A 17,287-nucleotide genomic window follows, 5' to 3' on the forward strand; every position below is an offset into this window, starting at 1 on the left:
AAATCTAAAATCTAAAATCTAAAATCTAAAATCTAATCTTTATTGTTCTATGGTCGTCACACTATACACACAGAATTTGCTAGCATAAGCTTCGGGGTAACTCTTTCTTAAAAGAGTCGATAATAGTAAATGAGAGCCTGCGTGCTTTGCTCATTAAGACAATCAAGTAGCTAAGAGTCTCTATCATGACCTCTGAATTTAATGCAGACTGGAAAAACTGGATCAAAACCAATATCGATAATGGCCAAGATAAAAACGGTATTTTTAAAATACTGTTAGATGAAGGTTATGCATATGATGCGATCTGTAAGGAAATGAATTTCACGCCTAGCATACCCACAATGCTTTTAGTCAATCCTTTGAAGGTCGCAGCACAAAAAAAACAGGTCAATCAAGTACATAACCATGGAAGCCAAGTTGATCCTAGTCGACTATTTATTCCGAATGGGAAAAAATGCAATGATCCTACAATAGAGCTATATTGCCTTGATGACTTTTTGAATGCTTCAGAGTGCGAGCATCTGATTGGATCAATTAAATCAAAATTGAAGCCTTCTGGATTGTCTAGCTATGAAGCAGACGAGAGTTATCGCACCAGTCGGACATGTGAGCTTACAGTATTGAACGACAAAATAGTTCAGGATATAGATTCTAGAATTTGTAAAATTTTAGGCATTCATCCTTCATATTCCGAGGCTATTCAGGGACAGTATTATGAGGAGGGGCAGCAATTTAAAGCACACACCGACTACTTTGAACAGAATGAAATTCTGACTCATGGTGGTGAAATGGGGCAACGCACTTTTACTTGCATGATTTATTTGAATGACGTCGAAAAAGGAGGAGAAACCCATTTCACTCGTGTTGGTGCAAAGTTTCAGCCTCGTACTGGCATGGCTGTGATATGGAATAGTTTAAATCCTGATGGTTCGACCAATGTGAACACTATGCATCAAGCGTTACCTGTGATTAAGGGCTATAAGGCCGTAATCACTAAATGGTTTAGGAGTTATAGTGCGCTGCCAGCAAAACCTTCAATGTTTATTAAAGAAGCGAATGAATATATTCCTAATTACACAAATACGGGTTTTATCAAAGGACGCTTACCAAAGCCCTTATTTCAAAAAATTCTAGCGTTTTTTTGTGCGAATAAGCAGGGGCAAATTATTGAAACCGTGCCTGGCGATTTTATTTTTAATGAAAAAGATAAATCTAAAAATAGCAGTACACTAATCAATTTGAGCGCAGAATTACGAAAAGAAATTCACGATCTGATGAAGCCCTTAATGGAGCAGTGGTGCGATAAAACACTCGAACCCACTTACGTCTATGGCATCCGAATCTATCATGAACAGGCGGTACTGAAGTCTCATCGAGATCGCTTGGAGACGCATATTATAAGTGCCATAATTAATGTCGCCCAAGAAGTGGATGAGGATTGGCCGCTGGAAATTGAGGATAATTACTACCGCACTCACCATATAATATTAAAGCCAGGAGATATGGTTTTATATGAAGGTGGGCGTCTTACTCACGGGCGACCAAAGGCATTTAAAGGCAAATATTTTGCAAATATTTTTTGTCACTTTAAACCTGTTGATTATGTACCTAGAAAATTAGAGGGTCTTTGATTTTTTCAGTTTGACTTTTATTTTTAGTCATTGTTGTGATGGCGTCCGTTATCTAACCACTATCTCGATAGAAGACCAATTCTTAACTAAGGTTGACACTTGTTTGTAAGTTTTTATGAAATCGGGAGATTTAAATTAAAAAAATGTCTTATGTTTTGATGAATGGTAAAGGGATTTTTTTATGTCTTTTAACATCACTTGAAAACCAGGGGTTAAATTTTCCATCAATAACGAGGGGTTAATATAATAAGGGGCTCGTTTTCCATAATAATCTACAGTAGAGCCAATAGGTTCAAACTGAATACCTATAAAATTCATACTCCTAGCCAGTCTTGGCTCCATCATTACAAAAGTATGTTTTATGTCATTTTTCATTACTACAGACGCAGCAGATAAATATAAGCCGACAGCAATAAACGGGAAGCAACGTAATTCATTTTCTGAATATATTGACTGATTAATCACACCCGTTGCGGCGCCGTTGAAATTATCTGTTAGTCTTTTTCTGAAGTCTTTTGGAACAGCTAATCGCGAAATTTCACATATTTCATGTGGGGCAAAATCCTGTGGATTAATTTTCCCTTTGGAAATTGATTCTGAACAATATTTTTGAAGTGGAATGGTATCTTGGTTTGTTTCAGGTCTAATTACCCTAATTGTTCCTGAAAATCGTGTCGTTGCAATATGTTGAATCAAACAATGAGTTGAGTATTTGTCAAAGTCATCTGTTTCTAATCCATTATGCCCAATATCCAAACACTTTAGTTCTTTACAAAACACATCATTTCTTATCCGATATGACTCGTTGCAAAGTTCATTGTTCTCGGCGATTAACGGATGTAAATAAGTAGAAAAATGACGAGCGACAGTCTTGACTTCGCGATTGACTGTAAAATCCATTATTTTTTTTATTAGCAGGCCAATAATGGGGGTGTTGGTATATTTTGTTAAGTTATTCACGCTTTTTGACCTGTCCCCATTTTTTCAACTACCCCCGTAAAAGAAACGGCATGGTTCAACCTTGTAGTGGTGAATTTTAGTGCAGTTTTATAACCAATCTAATACAAACTGCCTTACTATTAAATAGTTATATTAAAATCAATGGGTGAAACTTTGCCTGTATTGATAATTATAGTTTTTTCCACTGAAGTATATAACGTCAGGCCCTTCTAAAGTTCTGTCGTTAGAAAAGTACATTTTCTGATAAAAATAGAAATCCGCCATTGTATTAAAGATAGTCAGTGCAAAAATTAAAGCTAAATAAAGGAAGGGTATATTGAATACCGTACTGAAATTCAATTTGCCTATCATTTTTTATACCTTAAAGTTTTATTCATTCAACGCTCTATCATGTCTTTAGAATAGGCCTTTGAACTGAAAATTGTATTCAAGCAGACTCTTTAAAGCAGGGTATTTAAACTGGCCAAAGAACAAGAAATAAATTGTATATGCAAAATGTATAGGTATGAAAATAGTACTATTAGATAGGATTCTTCAAAAAGGAAAATATAAACGAGTTAGTGGATAGTTACTTTTAATGTCTTTAAAAAATGGTGGCCCTTCCCTGACTCGAACAGGGGACCTGACGATTATGAGTCGTTTTTCATGGTGTTTTTCAGTGAATTTTAATGAACAGTTATGAACGGTTTTTTCTTTTAAAAGCGATATAAAACAGTGGTTTATGTCGTATTGTTCAGTTCCTTGTTGTTCGTCTTTGTTTTTTAAAGTACATTCGTCACGCTATAAAATTGCTACAAAGTGAAAAGGGTGTGTTGAAATGGCAAAGCGAGAGAAAATAACGAATTCCAGTATCAAGGCGCTGATTGTCGAAGATAAGCGGGTCAATGATACAGAAATATCCGGCTTTCATGCTCTTATTTCTCCTAAGGGTAAAATCACCTACTACTTGTTCTATAGACTTGCAGATAAGCAGGTTAACTATAAGTTAGGTCAACATGGTCACATTACTCCTGCTCAAGCTAGAGATTTAGCTAAGGCCAAAGCGGGGGAGGTGGCAAATGGTGTTGATGTTCAGGATGTAAAAAAGCAGGCTAAGCGGGAAACGCTAAAAGCTAAACATACCAAATTAGAAACTTTTCTCGATAATACTTATTTTGAGTGGTTACAAACTCGAAACGCCAAAACAGCCAATAAAACCATCAAAACAATAAAAACTGGATTTCCTCAACTTTTAGATAGTCAGCTTATTCATATAACTGCTTGGGAGATCGAAAAGTGGCGAGCTGAAAAAAGTAGATTGAACATGAAGCCTGCGACAGTAAATAGCTATGTTAACCCGTTAAAAGGTGCAATGAGTCGAGCAGTTGAGTGGGGATTGATTGAAAGTCATGATTTACAAAAAGTTAAAGCTTTAAAGGTCGATAATTCTCGAATTCGATTTTTAGATAAGGAAGAAGAGTCTTCTCTTCGCGTTGCTTTAAAGGAAAGGGATAAGCGGATCAAATCAGAACGAGAAAACGGTAATAAATTTAGACAGCAACGCAGCTACACATTGTTACCAGAGCTTAGAGATCGTCATTTTGCTGATCATCTAGAGCCTTTGGTTTTGTTGGCAATGAATACTGGAATGCGAAAAAGTGAGTTATTTAATTTGCGTTGGGATAACGTTGATTTGAGTAATAGTGTTGTTAAGGTTATTGCAGAAAATGCCAAATCAGGTAAAGCCCGACATATTCCCCTAAATAATGAAGCGCTAGAAACCTTACACGGATGGCAAAAGGATACTAAAAAAGATGGTTACGTTTTTGAATGGCAACCAAATAAACCAATTACAGATGTGAAAAAAGGTTGGAATAATCTGCTAGGTGAAGCCCAAATATCAGAGTTTAATTTCCATGATCTTCGACATCACTTCGCAAGTAAGTTGGTTATGGCTGGCGTTGATTTGAATACCGTTCGTGAATTATTGGGGCATGCAAATCTGGATATGACCATTCGATACGCACATCTTGCGCCAGAACATAAGGCCGCTGCTGTTAATTTGATCGGATAAGTGAATTACTAGAAACTCAAGGTCGCAAACATATACAAAAGCCTTTCTAACTTATTGTTTGTATGGCAGATTAATGAATCTGAATGTTTGTATTCGTTGGAGTGTTACTTTGGCTTCTACATAATATTATGTAATGTTTCCTTTTGAGCAAAACACATGAAATTTATTTTTGCATTATTACTCTTAATAGCACCCTGTGCTTTATTTGCAGCCGATACGCCTCCCAACTCAGATCCGAGCATCTTTGGAACTGGCTGGGATTGTGAGCGAGGCTATTACAAGTCTGGCCAAAATTGTGTAAAGGTTGTCGTTCCAGAGAATGCAAGTATTGAAGGATACGGTAGTGGTTGGGCTTGCAACCGTGGCTATTACAAGTCTGGCCAAAATTGTGTAAAGGTTGTCGTTCCAGAGAATGCAAGTATTGATGGATACGGCAGTGGTTGGGCTTGCGACCGTGGTTATTACAAGTCTGGCCAAAATTGCGTAAAGGTTGTCGTTCCAGAGAATGCAAGTATTGATGGATACGGCAGTGGTTGGGCTTGCAACCGTGGGTATTACAAATCAAATCAGGGGTGTGCAAAGGTTCAAGTCCCTGAAAATGCAAGTATAGATGTTTACGGCAGTGGTTGGGCTTGCAATCGAGGCTATTACAAGTTTAGCCAAAATTGCGTAAAGGTTGTCGTTCCAGAGAATGCAAGTATTGATGTTTACGGCAGTGGTTGGGCTTGCAATCGAGGCTATTACAAGTCTGGCAAAAATTGCGCAAAGGTTGTCGTTCCGGAAAATGCAAGTATTGATGTCTACGGCAGTGGTTGGGCTTGTAATAACGGGTTTAAGAAGAGTGGTACATCATGTGTACTTATGGCGCCACAGGAAATTCATAAACAAAAGGAATTAGAAAAAGCATTTGCCGCTGAAATTCAGCGACGTAGAGCACAAGGCGTAAGCGGTGATGATTGTGAAACAGAGTACAAGACGAATGCAGAAGTCTGCGTTGAAGTAAGCAGTGGTGATCTAGATTGTAATGAAAGCTATGAGGGGAACTATTACCGTGATTGTGATGCGACGTTAAGGTATGAGGTTTCTACAGATTATAGTGGAGGGGCATATGTTGATGTAGAGGTAGAATGCGTCATAGAGATCGAATACAAGGGAAGAGAAACATATTCGACACAATCAGACTCTGCCTCACAAGATGAATCACACAGTCTTTACGCCCATGGAAGTGATAGCGAAACCATGAGCTTCAACTTTTCTTTCAGTTCATACAAGGAAATAACGAGTGTAAAAATAAGTTCTGCTCAATGTGAGATAGACAGTATTGATATGTATTAAGAAACATAACAAGGCAATGCTTTCGGACAAATGCGTGCCAAATTTGCCGCAGAGCGAAGCGTTGGTATTTTTAAACTATTAACCGCAGGGAAACACAAATTGAATACAGAAAAGTATAAAGAGCTATTTGCAGAACCAAAACAAAGAAAAAGTAAAGATGACCCGAAGGAATCGGACTTACGAGCTGGTAGGGCTTTAGACTATGCGCTAGATATCAGAAAATTTGAAATTGAGCTGTATTGGAAGCGGGCAACGTATTTTTGGGCTTTCATTGCTGCCGCGTTCGCCGGTTACGCGTTAACATATAAAGCAGCTAATCCAGAACCTTGGCTTTCTATGTTGTTTGCAGCTCTTGGTCTTGTCTTTTCGTTTGCTTGGTATTTAGTGAATCGAGGTAGTAAGTTTTGGCAAAGCAACTGGGAGAGACATGTTGATCTACTAGAAGACATGACACTTGGTCCTCTCTACAAAGTTGTGGCTGTAACGCAAGACAACTCTTCAGGAAATCCACTAACATCTCCAGCTCAATTTTCAGTCAGCAAGATCAACCAAATTCTTAGCGTATTTGTTTCTACAGTTTGGCTTCTTCTTTTCTTACGCTCTATGATGCCACTATCATTTCATTTGCCATTAGACGTCTACAAAATATGTACTCTGGTAATTGTGTTTTTATTCTTGTACTTGCTTTGGACTCAGGGAAAATCATCAAGTCAATTTACCGATACGGGATTGCATGAGCGCGACCTTGAAAATGAAGCTAATAAAACAAGAAATCCGGAGCTGTAAAAGCGGGTTCCTTTGGCATTATATTTTTATAGTAAGTCACTTTAAAGTTTAGGATGTAATTATCGTAATGAATAAATCTCTATTTGGAATAATTTTTGCCGGAACCTTTGCGGCATGTTCTTCACAACCCAATTTATATAGCCCAGTACTTCCCATGGAAGATGGCAGTCTTTTTACAAGCACAACTGCGGCTTCTAAAGACAAAGCACTAGTAAGGGCTACGAGAAATGCAGAACGTTACTGCGCACATCAAGACAAGTCTTATTCGATATTATCAATGAAATCCATCTATGAGGGGGTTCTTGATAGCGAAGAGGATGCAAATAAAGTTGATAAAAGCATGGCTATTGCAAGTAAATTGACTTTGGGAATAGTTAGTCCCGGTACTGATACCGATTATCGTATGGAATTGGCTTTCCGCTGTAATGGTTAGTGTCAATAAACAATACTATCGAATTAGTGAGTTACAGAAGCTAAAAGGTATTTCTGAGGAAGACATTAGCTACTACATGGAAAATGACGTGGTTCGTTTTTCCACCTTAGTTAATAAGCAAAAACTAATGGTCGGTAAATGGGAAAATCAGCGCATAATTGGTTTTTGTACTTTTTCATATACTGGATTGCTATATGTCCCTAAGCCAAAAGTAAGGGATATCGCATCTAATAGTAAAGTTTCACTAGATACCCTGTTATTACCTAAAGGTAATCTTCCAAAAAACGTTTCAATAGATTATCCATTTGATCTTAGTGTGCCCAACAATTTAATTGCTAAGTGGCATGGAGTAATTGACGAGCGTATACGTCATAGCGAGATCCCTGTAATTCTACTACCTACTGAAGGCATTGGTTTAATGCATACTTATGTGAATGTACTTAGCTCAATATCGAAAAGTGAGGTATCTAATACACACCCAGAGCGCGTTCTCAATCGAAGATATATCAACATATCTAAGAACGAATTGGTTTTAAGTGATCTGGAGTTGTTGAAACTTGAGAATGAAACAAGTGTGCCAGCAAAAGTAACGAACCCTGTTGGGGATATTACCTTTAAAAATGATTTTCACCGTTTGGTGGCACACACCTTCGTTAATATATCAAAATCAAGCGCCAAGCAGATTTTCATTGAACTCGAGAGGGATTCAATGCGTGAAGAAGACAGCAGAAAATTTGATACCAATAATATTCTTCTAGAAACGGTTGAAGGCAAGTTAGTTTGGAGAGATAAACTTTCTCGAACTGACGAAAAAACAGTTTCACTGAGAACCCTTGAAAATACACTTACGGAAGTAAAAAAAGCTTTAAAAGCTGCAAATTGTTAGTGAAAAATCACTCAGACCGTCACTGAATCACTCAGAACGTCACCACACTTGTTCACCTAGTTACATTGAAGTCGTCTTAAAGACATTAATTAAATTTCAATGACAAGGTGAAAAAATGAACATAGATAAAAGAGCTTTATCAGAAAAAGAAACATCAGAGTACATCGGCATGAGTCGATCATTTCTACGTCAGTCTAGAATGGAAGGTAACAGATCAACACGAACACCTGCGCCACCCTTTCTTAAGATTGGACGGTCTGTGCGCTACTTGCGTGAAGACCTCGACAATTGGTTGGATAGTTTTTCTAAGTTAACTAATTTAATCGGGAAGGTGTGTAATGGAAAATAATATTTATCCTGAAGCTGACCTATATGACTCGTCAGAATTTGACGAATTTCAACGTGAATACGTTAATGCTCCAATGCGAAGTGATATAGAACTTGATCTTGCTAACGAAGTTGAGCGGGACGATACGCAACTCAATTGTGCTAACGCACCAATACGCAATAATGCGGAAGAAAATTCCGTTAACGGCGGAAGGCGCAATCAAGCGCCTTCAATCGAGTACGGAAAGGCGGTTGATTGCGTTAATGGCAAATCACTAAGTGAAGCGGAAATTACCCGATTAAATTTGTTAAACCAAAAATATTCGCATGTTGTTGTAGGTGGTAAGCATAAAGTGGCATCTAAAATTCCATGCCCTCATGTTGGAAGCGAACTTAGTTTAGAAAGCATTGGCGATTTTAAAAATCACTTTCTAACAGAACATCGTATCGCAGGACTAAATGTTGGCGATGCTTGGTTGAGGTGGTCTGGTAAAGTATTTAAATCAGCGGGGTTGAATTTTTGTCCAGAGCCAGAACGTTGCCCACCTGAAGTTTACAATTTGTATGAAGGGTTTGGTGTAGAAGCATTACAAGGTGATGTTGAACCTTACTTGTTTCATCTTAAGCAAGTAATTTGTGACGGTGATAAAAAAGCATACGATTACTTGATAAGTTTTTTAGCTCATTTGGTGCAAAAGCCCATGGAAAAACCCGGTGTGGCTATTGTACTAAAATCAGTAGAAGGCACAGGGAAAGGCACTTTTTTTGAACCATTAAAGCGTATTTTAGGCACGCATGCTTCGCAAATAAACGGTGCTTATCAATTAACGGGGCGATTTAATAGCGTTGTTGCAAATCAGCAATTGGTGTTTGCAGATGAAGTTGACCTAACAGATCCTAGAACGGCAGATAAGATTAAAGGACTAATTACTGAACCTAGAGTATGCCTTGAGCGAAAGGGAATTGATCCTATTCACATGACTAGTTACTCTCGTTTTATTTTTGCTAGCAATCACGAGCAGGTGTTAAGGGCGGGAAGTAGAGAAAGGCGTTTTCTTGTTCTTGAACCATCTGCTGAATATGCTCAAAAACGTGAATATTTTGATCATCTATGGAATTGGATAAATGCTAATGGTCCGAGTTATTTGCTCAAATATTTAATGATATGCGACATTTCAAATTTCGACCCACGCAGAGCACCAGTAACAAAAGCGCTATTGGATGAGAAACTACAAAACTTAACACCATATCAGCACTATATGTTCTCTGAGTTGTGCAAGGACGCTCCCTTTGGGGGGGCAGTCAGACTAAATACAGGTGATTTAGTTAATAATTGTAAAGTATGGATGGAAGACAGTGGTTACACCGTTGTAATCCCTCAAGTTCGAAGTGCAGTTGGCAAGTTAGTCCAGCGTATGGGCATTGATCGGTCAGGAAAACATGGTAGAAATGCGATGTATGAGTTGCCTTCAACAGAAGAAATGCAGACAAGTTTTGCTAGATTGCTAGGACATGAAAGATTAGAAATCTTTGAATAGCAAAACACCTATACTACCTGTCCCACCTATTCCAATTTGGGACAGGTGGGGTAGGTTGGTAAGGTAAATTTAACTTTTTTAACCTTCACTTGGAGTATTGTAAATAACTGTACTGAATGGACTAAATATCGACGATTGTGTGTTGAGTCGCATCTATTCTGGCTAGCTTTTTGTCCGTAATAGAAAAGTAGTTACTATTATTTGGTTCGAAAAATACAATATTATTTTGTCCGTCAAAAGAACTACTAAATTTAACTCCATCAACTAGATCTAAAGACTTTATGAATTCACAGAAAAACTGTGTAGGTAAATAGTTTAAAGTTCGGTCTTGAGCAATAGGTTTAGATAGTTCCATAGAAAGCTGTTCTAACATATCAACTATGGATAGCGCTATAACCAACTCTTTATCTTCAAAAGTCGTGGGATTAAATTTTCTTCTTGGAGCCGTAAGATCTATGACTCTTAGCTTTAATAGAGATGAGAGGGTTGCGACACAGATAGTATTTCCAATACTTGGGCGTACTTCAGATACACTCGTTCTTATTTCCTCCGAAGTGTATAAATATGCAATACCTACCGGATTAGCTCTTCCATCGGTAGCTAGTTTTTTGGGAGGCTTACCCATTTGATCATCATCCAAAATATTGTTAGCTATTCTCGCCCTGCAAAAATTACTACCAATTGGAATGCTATCTGTAAGTTGGCCAACTAATTCAATAAATACTCTGTTTTCTGTTGACTGATCTCTAAACAAAGATGTAAATAAACGGTTTTGTGGAAAAAAACGATTTTTTTCTACCAACTCTTGACGTAGTTCAGTCCAGTAGCTAGAAAACTCGACTTCCATCATCCTTGGATAATATCTTGTTGAGCCATCATAAATTCGTTCATCATTTAGTATGTTTTTCAACAAATCACTAGGCGAAGCTACATTATCACTAAAAACCAATAATTTGTTTTGTATTAAAATAGATAAATCATCAGAGTTCTCACCTTCCCCTTTTACAAAAAGAGTGTCTATGAGGAATTCAAAATCGTATTTCAGACTTTCACAATTAACTGTTACCTCAGTTTCACCAGTACAAAAATCACAATCGCTGTCCTCACTAATCGAATCAGTTCGGATCTTACGTCTCAATTCGCTATCAGTGAAACACGTATTACAACATTTAGTCATTTTCAAGCAAATATTGAGCAATAGTTTCGATGTGATGTTTAATGGAATTTTTTTTAGCAGAGCCTAATCCAGAGAAGTGTCTTTGCGAATAAAGTGATTTAAAGTCTATTAAACCAGTAGAATCAAAAAAACACTCCGTTCTGCCACTCACGTCCTCTATGAGCTTTGCTAAAGCTTCCATAAATTTTCCAGCTGGATCAACGGCTGAACCATTATCTTCAGAAACATAGTGATTGATAAGTATTTGCACTTCTGGCCCGAAGCCAGAGTCATCTTTTAATAACTCAGATAGGTGTATTGCGACAACGTATGCAGGGCCTCCACCTTCACTAAAAAACCTTCCAGTAATGGTATAGTCTGAAAACCCATGTAGTCTAGAATTTCTATAGTCTGCAATGGCACTGCCGAAAGCTGTACGGCCTGAGTATTCTGCATTTTTATCTTGTCGTCTAAAACCATCTTGTAGAAGCACTACCTTTGTATTGAGACTTTTTTGGTAACGCCCCGCTTGTACAATATCTGTATCAACTATTAACGTATCAACCCCATCAAGTGCCTTTAATGTTTGTACGGAACATCCTTCAATTACAAAAGCTGCTATGTTTTCAATCCCTATCGAAGTAGCTTTTTGTAACGCCAATTCTTCTGTGTCGCTGTTAAATTCTATTGTGGGTAAGTAATTGAGGTCAACTAGCTCATCCAAATTAAGCCAATCATTTTTAAGTTTTCCAACTGTGGGATTTATTAGAACTAACGGAGTAATGTCAATTGAATTTAATGCCTCTATTGCACGTAAAAAAGGCTTATAGGTGTCATTAACAGGTTCGATTATTGGGGTGAATTGTTGAAATAATTGCGGGTCGTGAGAAACAATCTCTCTAAGAGCTATTAGTTCGAACTGTTTAGCTCGAAGGACGGGGTAATACATGCACGTTCCATTTGCGAAAGAACTTTCCCTAAGTTAATCATTAACTTGGTACGCTGGTCAATAGAAAGTTTATACGCTACCCCTGCCGCCCTGAGACTCTTGGGGAGAGCTGCCATAAAGCTATTATTACGCATTCCTCTCATTTTTAACTGAGACAACACAAGTTCTTTCAACTCAATCGCACTTACTAGATTTAGCTCTTTCTCGCAGTATTTCACAAGTTCAGTATTTGGGATGTTTTCGACATTTGTATTGAATATCGAAACAATCTGTTTTAATTCTATTGCTCGTAATAGATTAACTGCCATTTTAGGTGTATAGCCTTCACATTCCATTGAGGAAGGTCTGATTTCACTGAATTGGTTGCGATTTGTTAAGGATATAATCCCCACTATGCTAGGGATTTTTAATTGATAGCGCTCAACATCGCATTCACTTAGGACTACGTATGTTTGATCAAAGTATCCGTTATATTCCGTCAATTGGTTAGGCAGTCTTTCCAAACTGTCTCTTTCTGTTTTTATTTCGAAACATGTTGCCACGCCATTCAACATTACAAAATCAGCTTTGGCACTTCCAACCCGAAGCTCACTTAACATTGATGATGTTTTTACTGAATGGGTTCCCATCAGCTTTTTGTTTAATAATAGGCTTTTATACGTATATTCATTCCGATATTTTTTTGACAATATATGAAATGAATTTTCAAACAATTGTTCAAGGGTTAGGTCTAGAAATGAATCTTTAACAATAGAACAATAAAGTGAAGCGAAGCGGGAAACAATATCAAAATTTCCATCCGCAATTTTTCGGATAGTTACGGCGCTAAAAAGCTCGGAAAGTTGTTTTAGTTGCTGGTTTTCCGTAGTCATTGTTAACTCCATTTTCTATAGAAATTCTAGCACTAGAGTTAGTGAACATCAACGATACACTATTTATAGATAAATTCTATTTTAAGGTTTTAATTGTTTTAACTAAGGCTTAATCTTTTTAAAAATGGCGCACCATTGACGATTCGAATCTCTGGCTCCGCAGTGTCATACACTTCATTAGTAGTACAGTGAGATTTTGTATCCTTTAGTTAATGGTAGATATTTCTACATTCTTAGAGACATTTAATTGACACTATTACGAAACGCTTGCCTCTATCGCTTAAAACCAATATAGCTTTTATTAATTAAAAGAAATTAGCTATTACAGATTATTTTGCTACAACCTTGCTATAAACTGAGCGTTATTTGGCTTTTGGTTAGTGGATACTATCACGGCAAGGTCTTTAAAAAATGGTGGCCCTTCCCTGACTCGAACAGGGGACCTGACGATTATGAGTCGTATGCTCTAACCAACTGAGCTAAAGGGCCACTTTAAATTTTAAAACATGTTTTAACCCAAGTGGGTTAAAAGCGACGCGCAGTATAAGCAGTTTTTTTGGACTTGTCATCACTTTGGCGCGTCAGAAAGTGCAAGAATTTACAATTTATAATTCAACTGCCTAAATATTGTTCATTAATGCTGTGGTAAGCGTTAACTTTTTGGGATTATGCTACTACTTTGCTGTTATCAATCTTATTTAAGTCGTTTATTTATTGGATTGATATCATGATTGGGAATGCAGCGGCTTAGGGAAATCCGCATCAATACTAATGATAATAAACCCATAAGTAACCAATAGTTTATGCTACCACCTCCAGATGATGTGGATTGTGGTTGTTCTACTGCCACAACAGTGACCGATACATTAGCAGAGCTGGTTAAGCCAAAATCATCTGTTATGGTCAGTGAAAATTCTAACGTTGCAGCAGCACTGGGTGCAGTAAAACTGGCTTCTGGGGTATTGGCATTGTTAATTGTGACATTAGTGCCAGATATTTGCTGCCATTGATATATGAGAGGTTGATTTTCTGGGTCGGAGCCACTGCCAACTAAAGTAACATTTTGCCTAGTATTAACTTCAGAGTTATCTGCAACTGTTGCGATAGGGGCTTGGTTTGATTCATCGTCACGGATCGCTATGTTAAGAGTCGCTTGATTGCCAAGTAGGTTGGAATCTTCAGATAAGAGTGTGATTAGCAAGGATTCTTGTGATTCAGTTTCGTTGTCGTTCAATAAAGTGATATTGATGAATTTGTCTGCATTATCGCCGTCTAACCATTCAAGGGTGCCATTCGTTATGCTGGCATCGGCGCCCAATATTGCTGTTCCTGAGCTAAGTAAATAGGTCACACTTACAGTACCATCGCTGCCGCCTTGGCGGGTTACTGCAATTTGTACTGTTCCATCGGTTTCTTTTACGGTTACTTCATCAGTTGCAAATACAATTTGACCTTGATGCAGTGCATCTATGATTTGCACTGTGGCGATACTTGGATTGACTAAAGTGGCTCCCTTTTTAGGGTCAAATAAGCGTATAAAGAGCGTTTCAGTGATTTCATCTAGTGTGTCGTTACTTGTTTGTAGCACTATGTTTTGAGCTTGGGTGTCGTTACTTGTCCACTGTAGTTCGCCGCTTGTTACTACATAGTCCTCTTGGTTGGCTGATCCCGGTAGTATTTCGTAACCCACAGTACTGGCTCCAACTCCAATTTTGTTGACCTGAATACTGACACTTTGGCCTTCATTAACACTAAGCTGCTTGGTTTCGAAGGCAATATTACCGGTGTCGTTTTCCAATGTTTGGTCTTGAAGAATATATAATCCGCTGTTGATATCGCTGACCAAAATGTTGCCGCTGGGTAAAAAAGGATAGATTCCCCATGCACCATTAAATCCAGCGTTGTTTGATACGGGATAGGTATCAAAGAAACCCACTTCAACGGGATCGCTTGGATCAGTAATATCAAGAACGGTGACGCCGCGTTCGTAGTTGGACATATAATATCGATTACCTCTAACAAAGCCATTGTGGTCAATTGCGCGAGTTGGCCCAGTCCAAGTTCCTACTAATGTAGGGGTGCTCAAACTACTGATATCAAAAATATTTAAGGTGGTATTGAGGTTAAGTCTTTGTTCGTCTAGTTCGTCATGTACTATGACAAACTGTTTGTCTTCGCTCCACCAACCTGAATGGGTGTATTCGGCATTAGGGTAGGAGCCTGAGCCTATTTCTATCGCCTGATTTTTATCAGTGTGATCCCACACTATGAGTTTGTCTTCGTTGAAATCTAAAAAAACTAGGCAGTCAGTATTATTCGCATGTACACAATCGGTTTGCGCTCGGGCGTCATTTACTATAAGTGTGGCGGCATCGTGGGTGTAATCGTTGCGAGTGCCTGATGAATTGGAGTAGGTAGCACCCAATGTTTCAGGATCAGTTAATGCGTAAGAACGAAACGAGCCGCCAAAGTTGTTGGATCCTAAAATATGCACCGCAGGCTCTTGCCCAGCCAAAGGAATATTTAGCGAATAATCCAGATTACTGATGTATATATTGTGGGCGCTACTGTCTGTCTTCTGGCGCTTAACAAGGGAAATTCCATTGTCTAAGTCGTTTAGGTCGATGATAGTTAAACCTTCATTGGCCTCAGTGGTGGAATAAGCATAGGCATGCCATCTTAGAGTGGATGTATCAAAGTATTGATACACTTTTATATCTCTCCAGGATGACGAAAAACCAGTGATACTGCCGACTACTTCCGGCGAAGTTGCTGTTGTCACATCGACTACTGCTACACCATTTACAAGGCCGATAATGGCGTATTCTTTTGCGGTGTTTAAATCCACATGACCCCATATATCGTTTGCAGCAGAGGGATTGTTGGGAAAGTCTGCTAAGGGAACATGGGCCAATAACGACATGTTATTGCATTCAAAACCATCTGCGCTACCGTCAATACAAGTGGTATTGCGTTGTTTTTGTTGCATTAATTGTAGTTGCGAAAGATTGAGGCCTTTGCCTAGCACACTTAATTTCGCTGCACCTTTTGTATCTCGTATGACATGAAAGCCTTGTTGGCTAAGTTGTTGTGCATATTCGGCTGGTACTCCCGAAATCGACGTTAAATAAGTATCGGGATTTTGCCCCTGATATTGTTCTACTTGATTGTAGCCTCCTAAAACGGGGACAATTTGACCGGTGAAATACAACAAGTCTTGCTCTGATTCAATAACATATTGACCTTGGGCGACTAAAATAGTGTCGCCTTTATTTGCTTTTTGAGCGGCGTAAGTGACTGTTTTACAAGGGCGAAATCTATTGTTGCAGCTACCAACATCATCACCGTTGTTGGCAACAAAACGTGCTTTATCATGTTCTGCATGGGCTAGAACGCCTTGACTGTACCCTATGGCCAGTATCATTATGACGCCAATTAAACACCGCATGAAATTTACCTATTACTTTATGAAGCTTGTTAACACCTTACCTTTTAGACCTGATATATCCAATTTTTTGTTCTCCATAGGGGTAAAAAGAATCTTTTTAATGTTTTCTTTGGGCTGCTTGATGGCGTTTATTAGTAGCTGCTCTAGGTTAGATGAGGCAGACAGTATCACCCTTGAAATTTGGCATAATGGTAGCGAGTTAACTTGTAATGGGTTTAAAAATAATCAGCAAGTTTGGACTATCCAACAATTAGCTTTTTTTATCAGTAATGTTAAGTTCTCTGGCGAAAGCACTGTGCTGCAACCACAGCTTAGGTCAACACCTTGGCAAACAAATGATGTGGTGTTGCTGCAACCAAATTTGGATGACTGTGATTCACAATCTCAAATGCTAGAGGCTGTAGAAGACAATTCAACACCAGACAGTCAGGTAGAGTCGGCGCGACTTACTACCAATAATAATGTGCAATTCGCAGTACCCGTTGACCTCGATTCCGCAGAACAACTGTCGTTTACGCTAGCGGTGCCATTTGCGCTAAATCATCAGAACCCTTTATTACAACCTTCTCCGCTGAATCTACCTAGTATGTTTTGGTCGTGGCGTTCAGGTCACAAATTTTTTAGGTTAGACATGCAAGGTCCCAGTAAAACGTGGGTATTTCACCTAGGCAGTGTTGGTTGCACTGCTGTTTCGACTATGCGTGCGCCCCAAGAGGAGTGTGTGCAACCGAATAGAGTCAGTTTTCACTTGGATAAAAAACACAATGGTGCAAAACTTGTTATGCACCTGGACAGACTGCTAGTTAACGTATCTATGGAAAACGGCGGTTCATGTTTGTTTCATTCCGATCAACAAAGCTGCGCTATTTTGATGTCTAACCTGAAAACTCAAGACGTATTTGAGTGGCACTAA

13 protein-coding genes and 1 tRNA gene are annotated in these 17,287 nt (G+C 38.5%); 8 read left to right on the forward strand and 6 right to left on the reverse strand.

Annotated features, from left to right (window positions below; genetic code table 11):
- Window positions 1–185: 185 nt before the first annotated feature.
- A complete protein-coding gene (locus AAC000_RS09100) occupies window positions 186–1,631 on the forward strand; it encodes a 2OG-Fe(II) oxygenase (RefSeq protein ID WP_339722002.1) in 1,446 nt (481 codons plus the stop codon).
- A 135-nt stretch (window positions 1,632–1,766) separates the two neighbouring features.
- Here the strand turns inward: AAC000_RS09100 and AAC000_RS09105 are convergent, their stop codons facing one another.
- On the reverse strand, window positions 1,767–2,591 hold the full coding sequence (locus AAC000_RS09105; RefSeq protein ID WP_339722004.1) for a PEP-CTERM/exosortase system-associated acyltransferase: 825 nt from the start codon (window positions 2,589–2,591) through the stop codon (window positions 1,767–1,769).
- A gap of 817 nt (window positions 2,592–3,408) precedes the next feature.
- Here AAC000_RS09105 and AAC000_RS09110 point away from each other — a divergent pair.
- From AAC000_RS09110 to AAC000_RS09135, 6 genes are all read left to right on the forward strand, one after another.
- Window positions 3,409–4,644 (forward strand): site-specific integrase, encoded by a 1,236-nt coding sequence (locus AAC000_RS09110; protein ID WP_339722005.1) that lies wholly within the window; start codon window positions 3,409–3,411, stop codon window positions 4,642–4,644.
- Between the two features lie 156 nt (window positions 4,645–4,800).
- Entirely contained in the window at window positions 4,801–5,979 is a 1,179-nt protein-coding gene (locus AAC000_RS09115; RefSeq protein ID WP_339722007.1) for a hypothetical protein, read from the forward strand.
- 30 nt (window positions 5,980–6,009) lie between these two features.
- Entirely contained in the window at window positions 6,010–6,765 is a 756-nt protein-coding gene (locus AAC000_RS09120; protein WP_339722008.1) for a hypothetical protein, read from the forward strand.
- 67 nt (window positions 6,766–6,832) lie between these two features.
- Window positions 6,833–7,198 (forward strand): hypothetical protein, encoded by a 366-nt coding sequence (locus AAC000_RS09125; RefSeq protein WP_339722009.1) that lies wholly within the window; start codon window positions 6,833–6,835, stop codon window positions 7,196–7,198.
- Entirely contained in the window at window positions 7,191–8,084 is an 894-nt protein-coding gene (locus AAC000_RS09130) for a hypothetical protein (RefSeq protein ID WP_339722011.1), read from the forward strand. The genes AAC000_RS09125 and AAC000_RS09130 overlap by 8 nt, the downstream gene beginning before the upstream one ends.
- A 338-nt stretch (window positions 8,085–8,422) precedes the next feature.
- Complete coding sequence (locus AAC000_RS09135) at window positions 8,423–9,949, forward strand: primase-helicase family protein (RefSeq protein WP_339722012.1); 1,527 nt, start codon at window positions 8,423–8,425, stop codon at window positions 9,947–9,949.
- Between the two features lie 121 nt (window positions 9,950–10,070).
- Here AAC000_RS09135 and AAC000_RS09140 read toward each other — a convergent pair whose 3' ends face one another.
- The 5 genes from AAC000_RS09140 to AAC000_RS09160 all read right to left on the reverse strand — a co-directional run bounded on the left by AAC000_RS09140 (window position 10,071) and on the right by AAC000_RS09160 (window position 16,374).
- Window positions 10,071–11,087 (reverse strand): RES family NAD+ phosphorylase, encoded by a 1,017-nt coding sequence (locus AAC000_RS09140; protein WP_339722014.1) that lies wholly within the window; start codon window positions 11,085–11,087, stop codon window positions 10,071–10,073.
- A 31-nt stretch (window positions 11,088–11,118) separates the two neighbouring features.
- Window positions 11,119–12,054 (reverse strand): sce7725 family protein, encoded by a 936-nt coding sequence (locus tag AAC000_RS09145; protein WP_339722015.1) that lies wholly within the window; start codon window positions 12,052–12,054, stop codon window positions 11,119–11,121.
- On the reverse strand, window positions 12,015–12,926 hold the full coding sequence (locus tag AAC000_RS09150; protein WP_339722017.1) for a sce7726 family protein: 912 nt from the start codon (window positions 12,924–12,926) through the stop codon (window positions 12,015–12,017). The genes AAC000_RS09145 and AAC000_RS09150 overlap by 40 nt, the downstream gene beginning before the upstream one ends.
- Window positions 12,927–13,338: 412 nt before the next feature.
- Window positions 13,339–13,415, reverse strand: a tRNA-Ile gene (locus AAC000_RS09155).
- Between the two features lie 205 nt (window positions 13,416–13,620).
- Window positions 13,621–16,374: a choice-of-anchor B family protein gene (locus tag AAC000_RS09160; protein ID WP_339722019.1), complete on the reverse strand. Its 2,754-nt coding sequence runs from the start codon at window positions 16,372–16,374 to the stop codon at window positions 13,621–13,623.
- A gap of 121 nt (window positions 16,375–16,495) precedes the next feature.
- On the opposite strand from AAC000_RS09160, the gene AAC000_RS09165 reads away from it, so the two are divergent.
- Complete coding sequence (locus tag AAC000_RS09165; RefSeq protein ID WP_339722021.1) at window positions 16,496–17,287, forward strand: MbnP family copper-binding protein; 792 nt, start codon at window positions 16,496–16,498, stop codon at window positions 17,285–17,287.

The sequence above is a fragment of the uncultured Paraglaciecola sp. genome (genome assembly GCF_963977085.1).
Classification (GTDB): domain Bacteria; phylum Pseudomonadota; class Gammaproteobacteria; order Enterobacterales; family Alteromonadaceae; genus Paraglaciecola.

Excerpts from the sequence above, each read along its gene's own strand:
- AAC000_RS09160 (WP_339722019.1), bottom strand. The coding sequence starts at position 16,374 with ATGCGGTGTTTAATTGGCGTCATAATGATACTGGCCATAGGGTACAGT.
- AAC000_RS09120 (WP_339722008.1), top strand. The coding sequence starts at position 6,010 with ATGCGTGCCAAATTTGCCGCAGAGCGAAGCGTTGGTATTTTTAAACTA.
- AAC000_RS09115 (WP_339722007.1), top strand. The coding sequence starts at position 4,801 with ATGAAATTTATTTTTGCATTATTACTCTTAATAGCACCCTGTGCTTTA.
- AAC000_RS09125 (WP_339722009.1), top strand. The coding sequence starts at position 6,833 with ATGAATAAATCTCTATTTGGAATAATTTTTGCCGGAACCTTTGCGGCA.
- AAC000_RS09165 (WP_339722021.1), top strand. The coding sequence starts at position 16,496 with ATGGCGTTTATTAGTAGCTGCTCTAGGTTAGATGAGGCAGACAGTATC.
- AAC000_RS09135 (WP_339722012.1), top strand. The coding sequence starts at position 8,423 with ATGGAAAATAATATTTATCCTGAAGCTGACCTATATGACTCGTCAGAA.
- AAC000_RS09145 (WP_339722015.1), bottom strand. The coding sequence starts at position 12,054 with ATGTATTACCCCGTCCTTCGAGCTAAACAGTTCGAACTAATAGCTCTT.
- AAC000_RS09130 (WP_339722011.1), top strand. The coding sequence starts at position 7,191 with ATGGTTAGTGTCAATAAACAATACTATCGAATTAGTGAGTTACAGAAG.
- AAC000_RS09110 (WP_339722005.1), top strand. The coding sequence starts at position 3,409 with ATGGCAAAGCGAGAGAAAATAACGAATTCCAGTATCAAGGCGCTGATT.
- AAC000_RS09100 (WP_339722002.1), top strand. The coding sequence starts at position 186 with ATGACCTCTGAATTTAATGCAGACTGGAAAAACTGGATCAAAACCAAT.
- AAC000_RS09150 (WP_339722017.1), bottom strand. The coding sequence starts at position 12,926 with ATGACTACGGAAAACCAGCAACTAAAACAACTTTCCGAGCTTTTTAGC.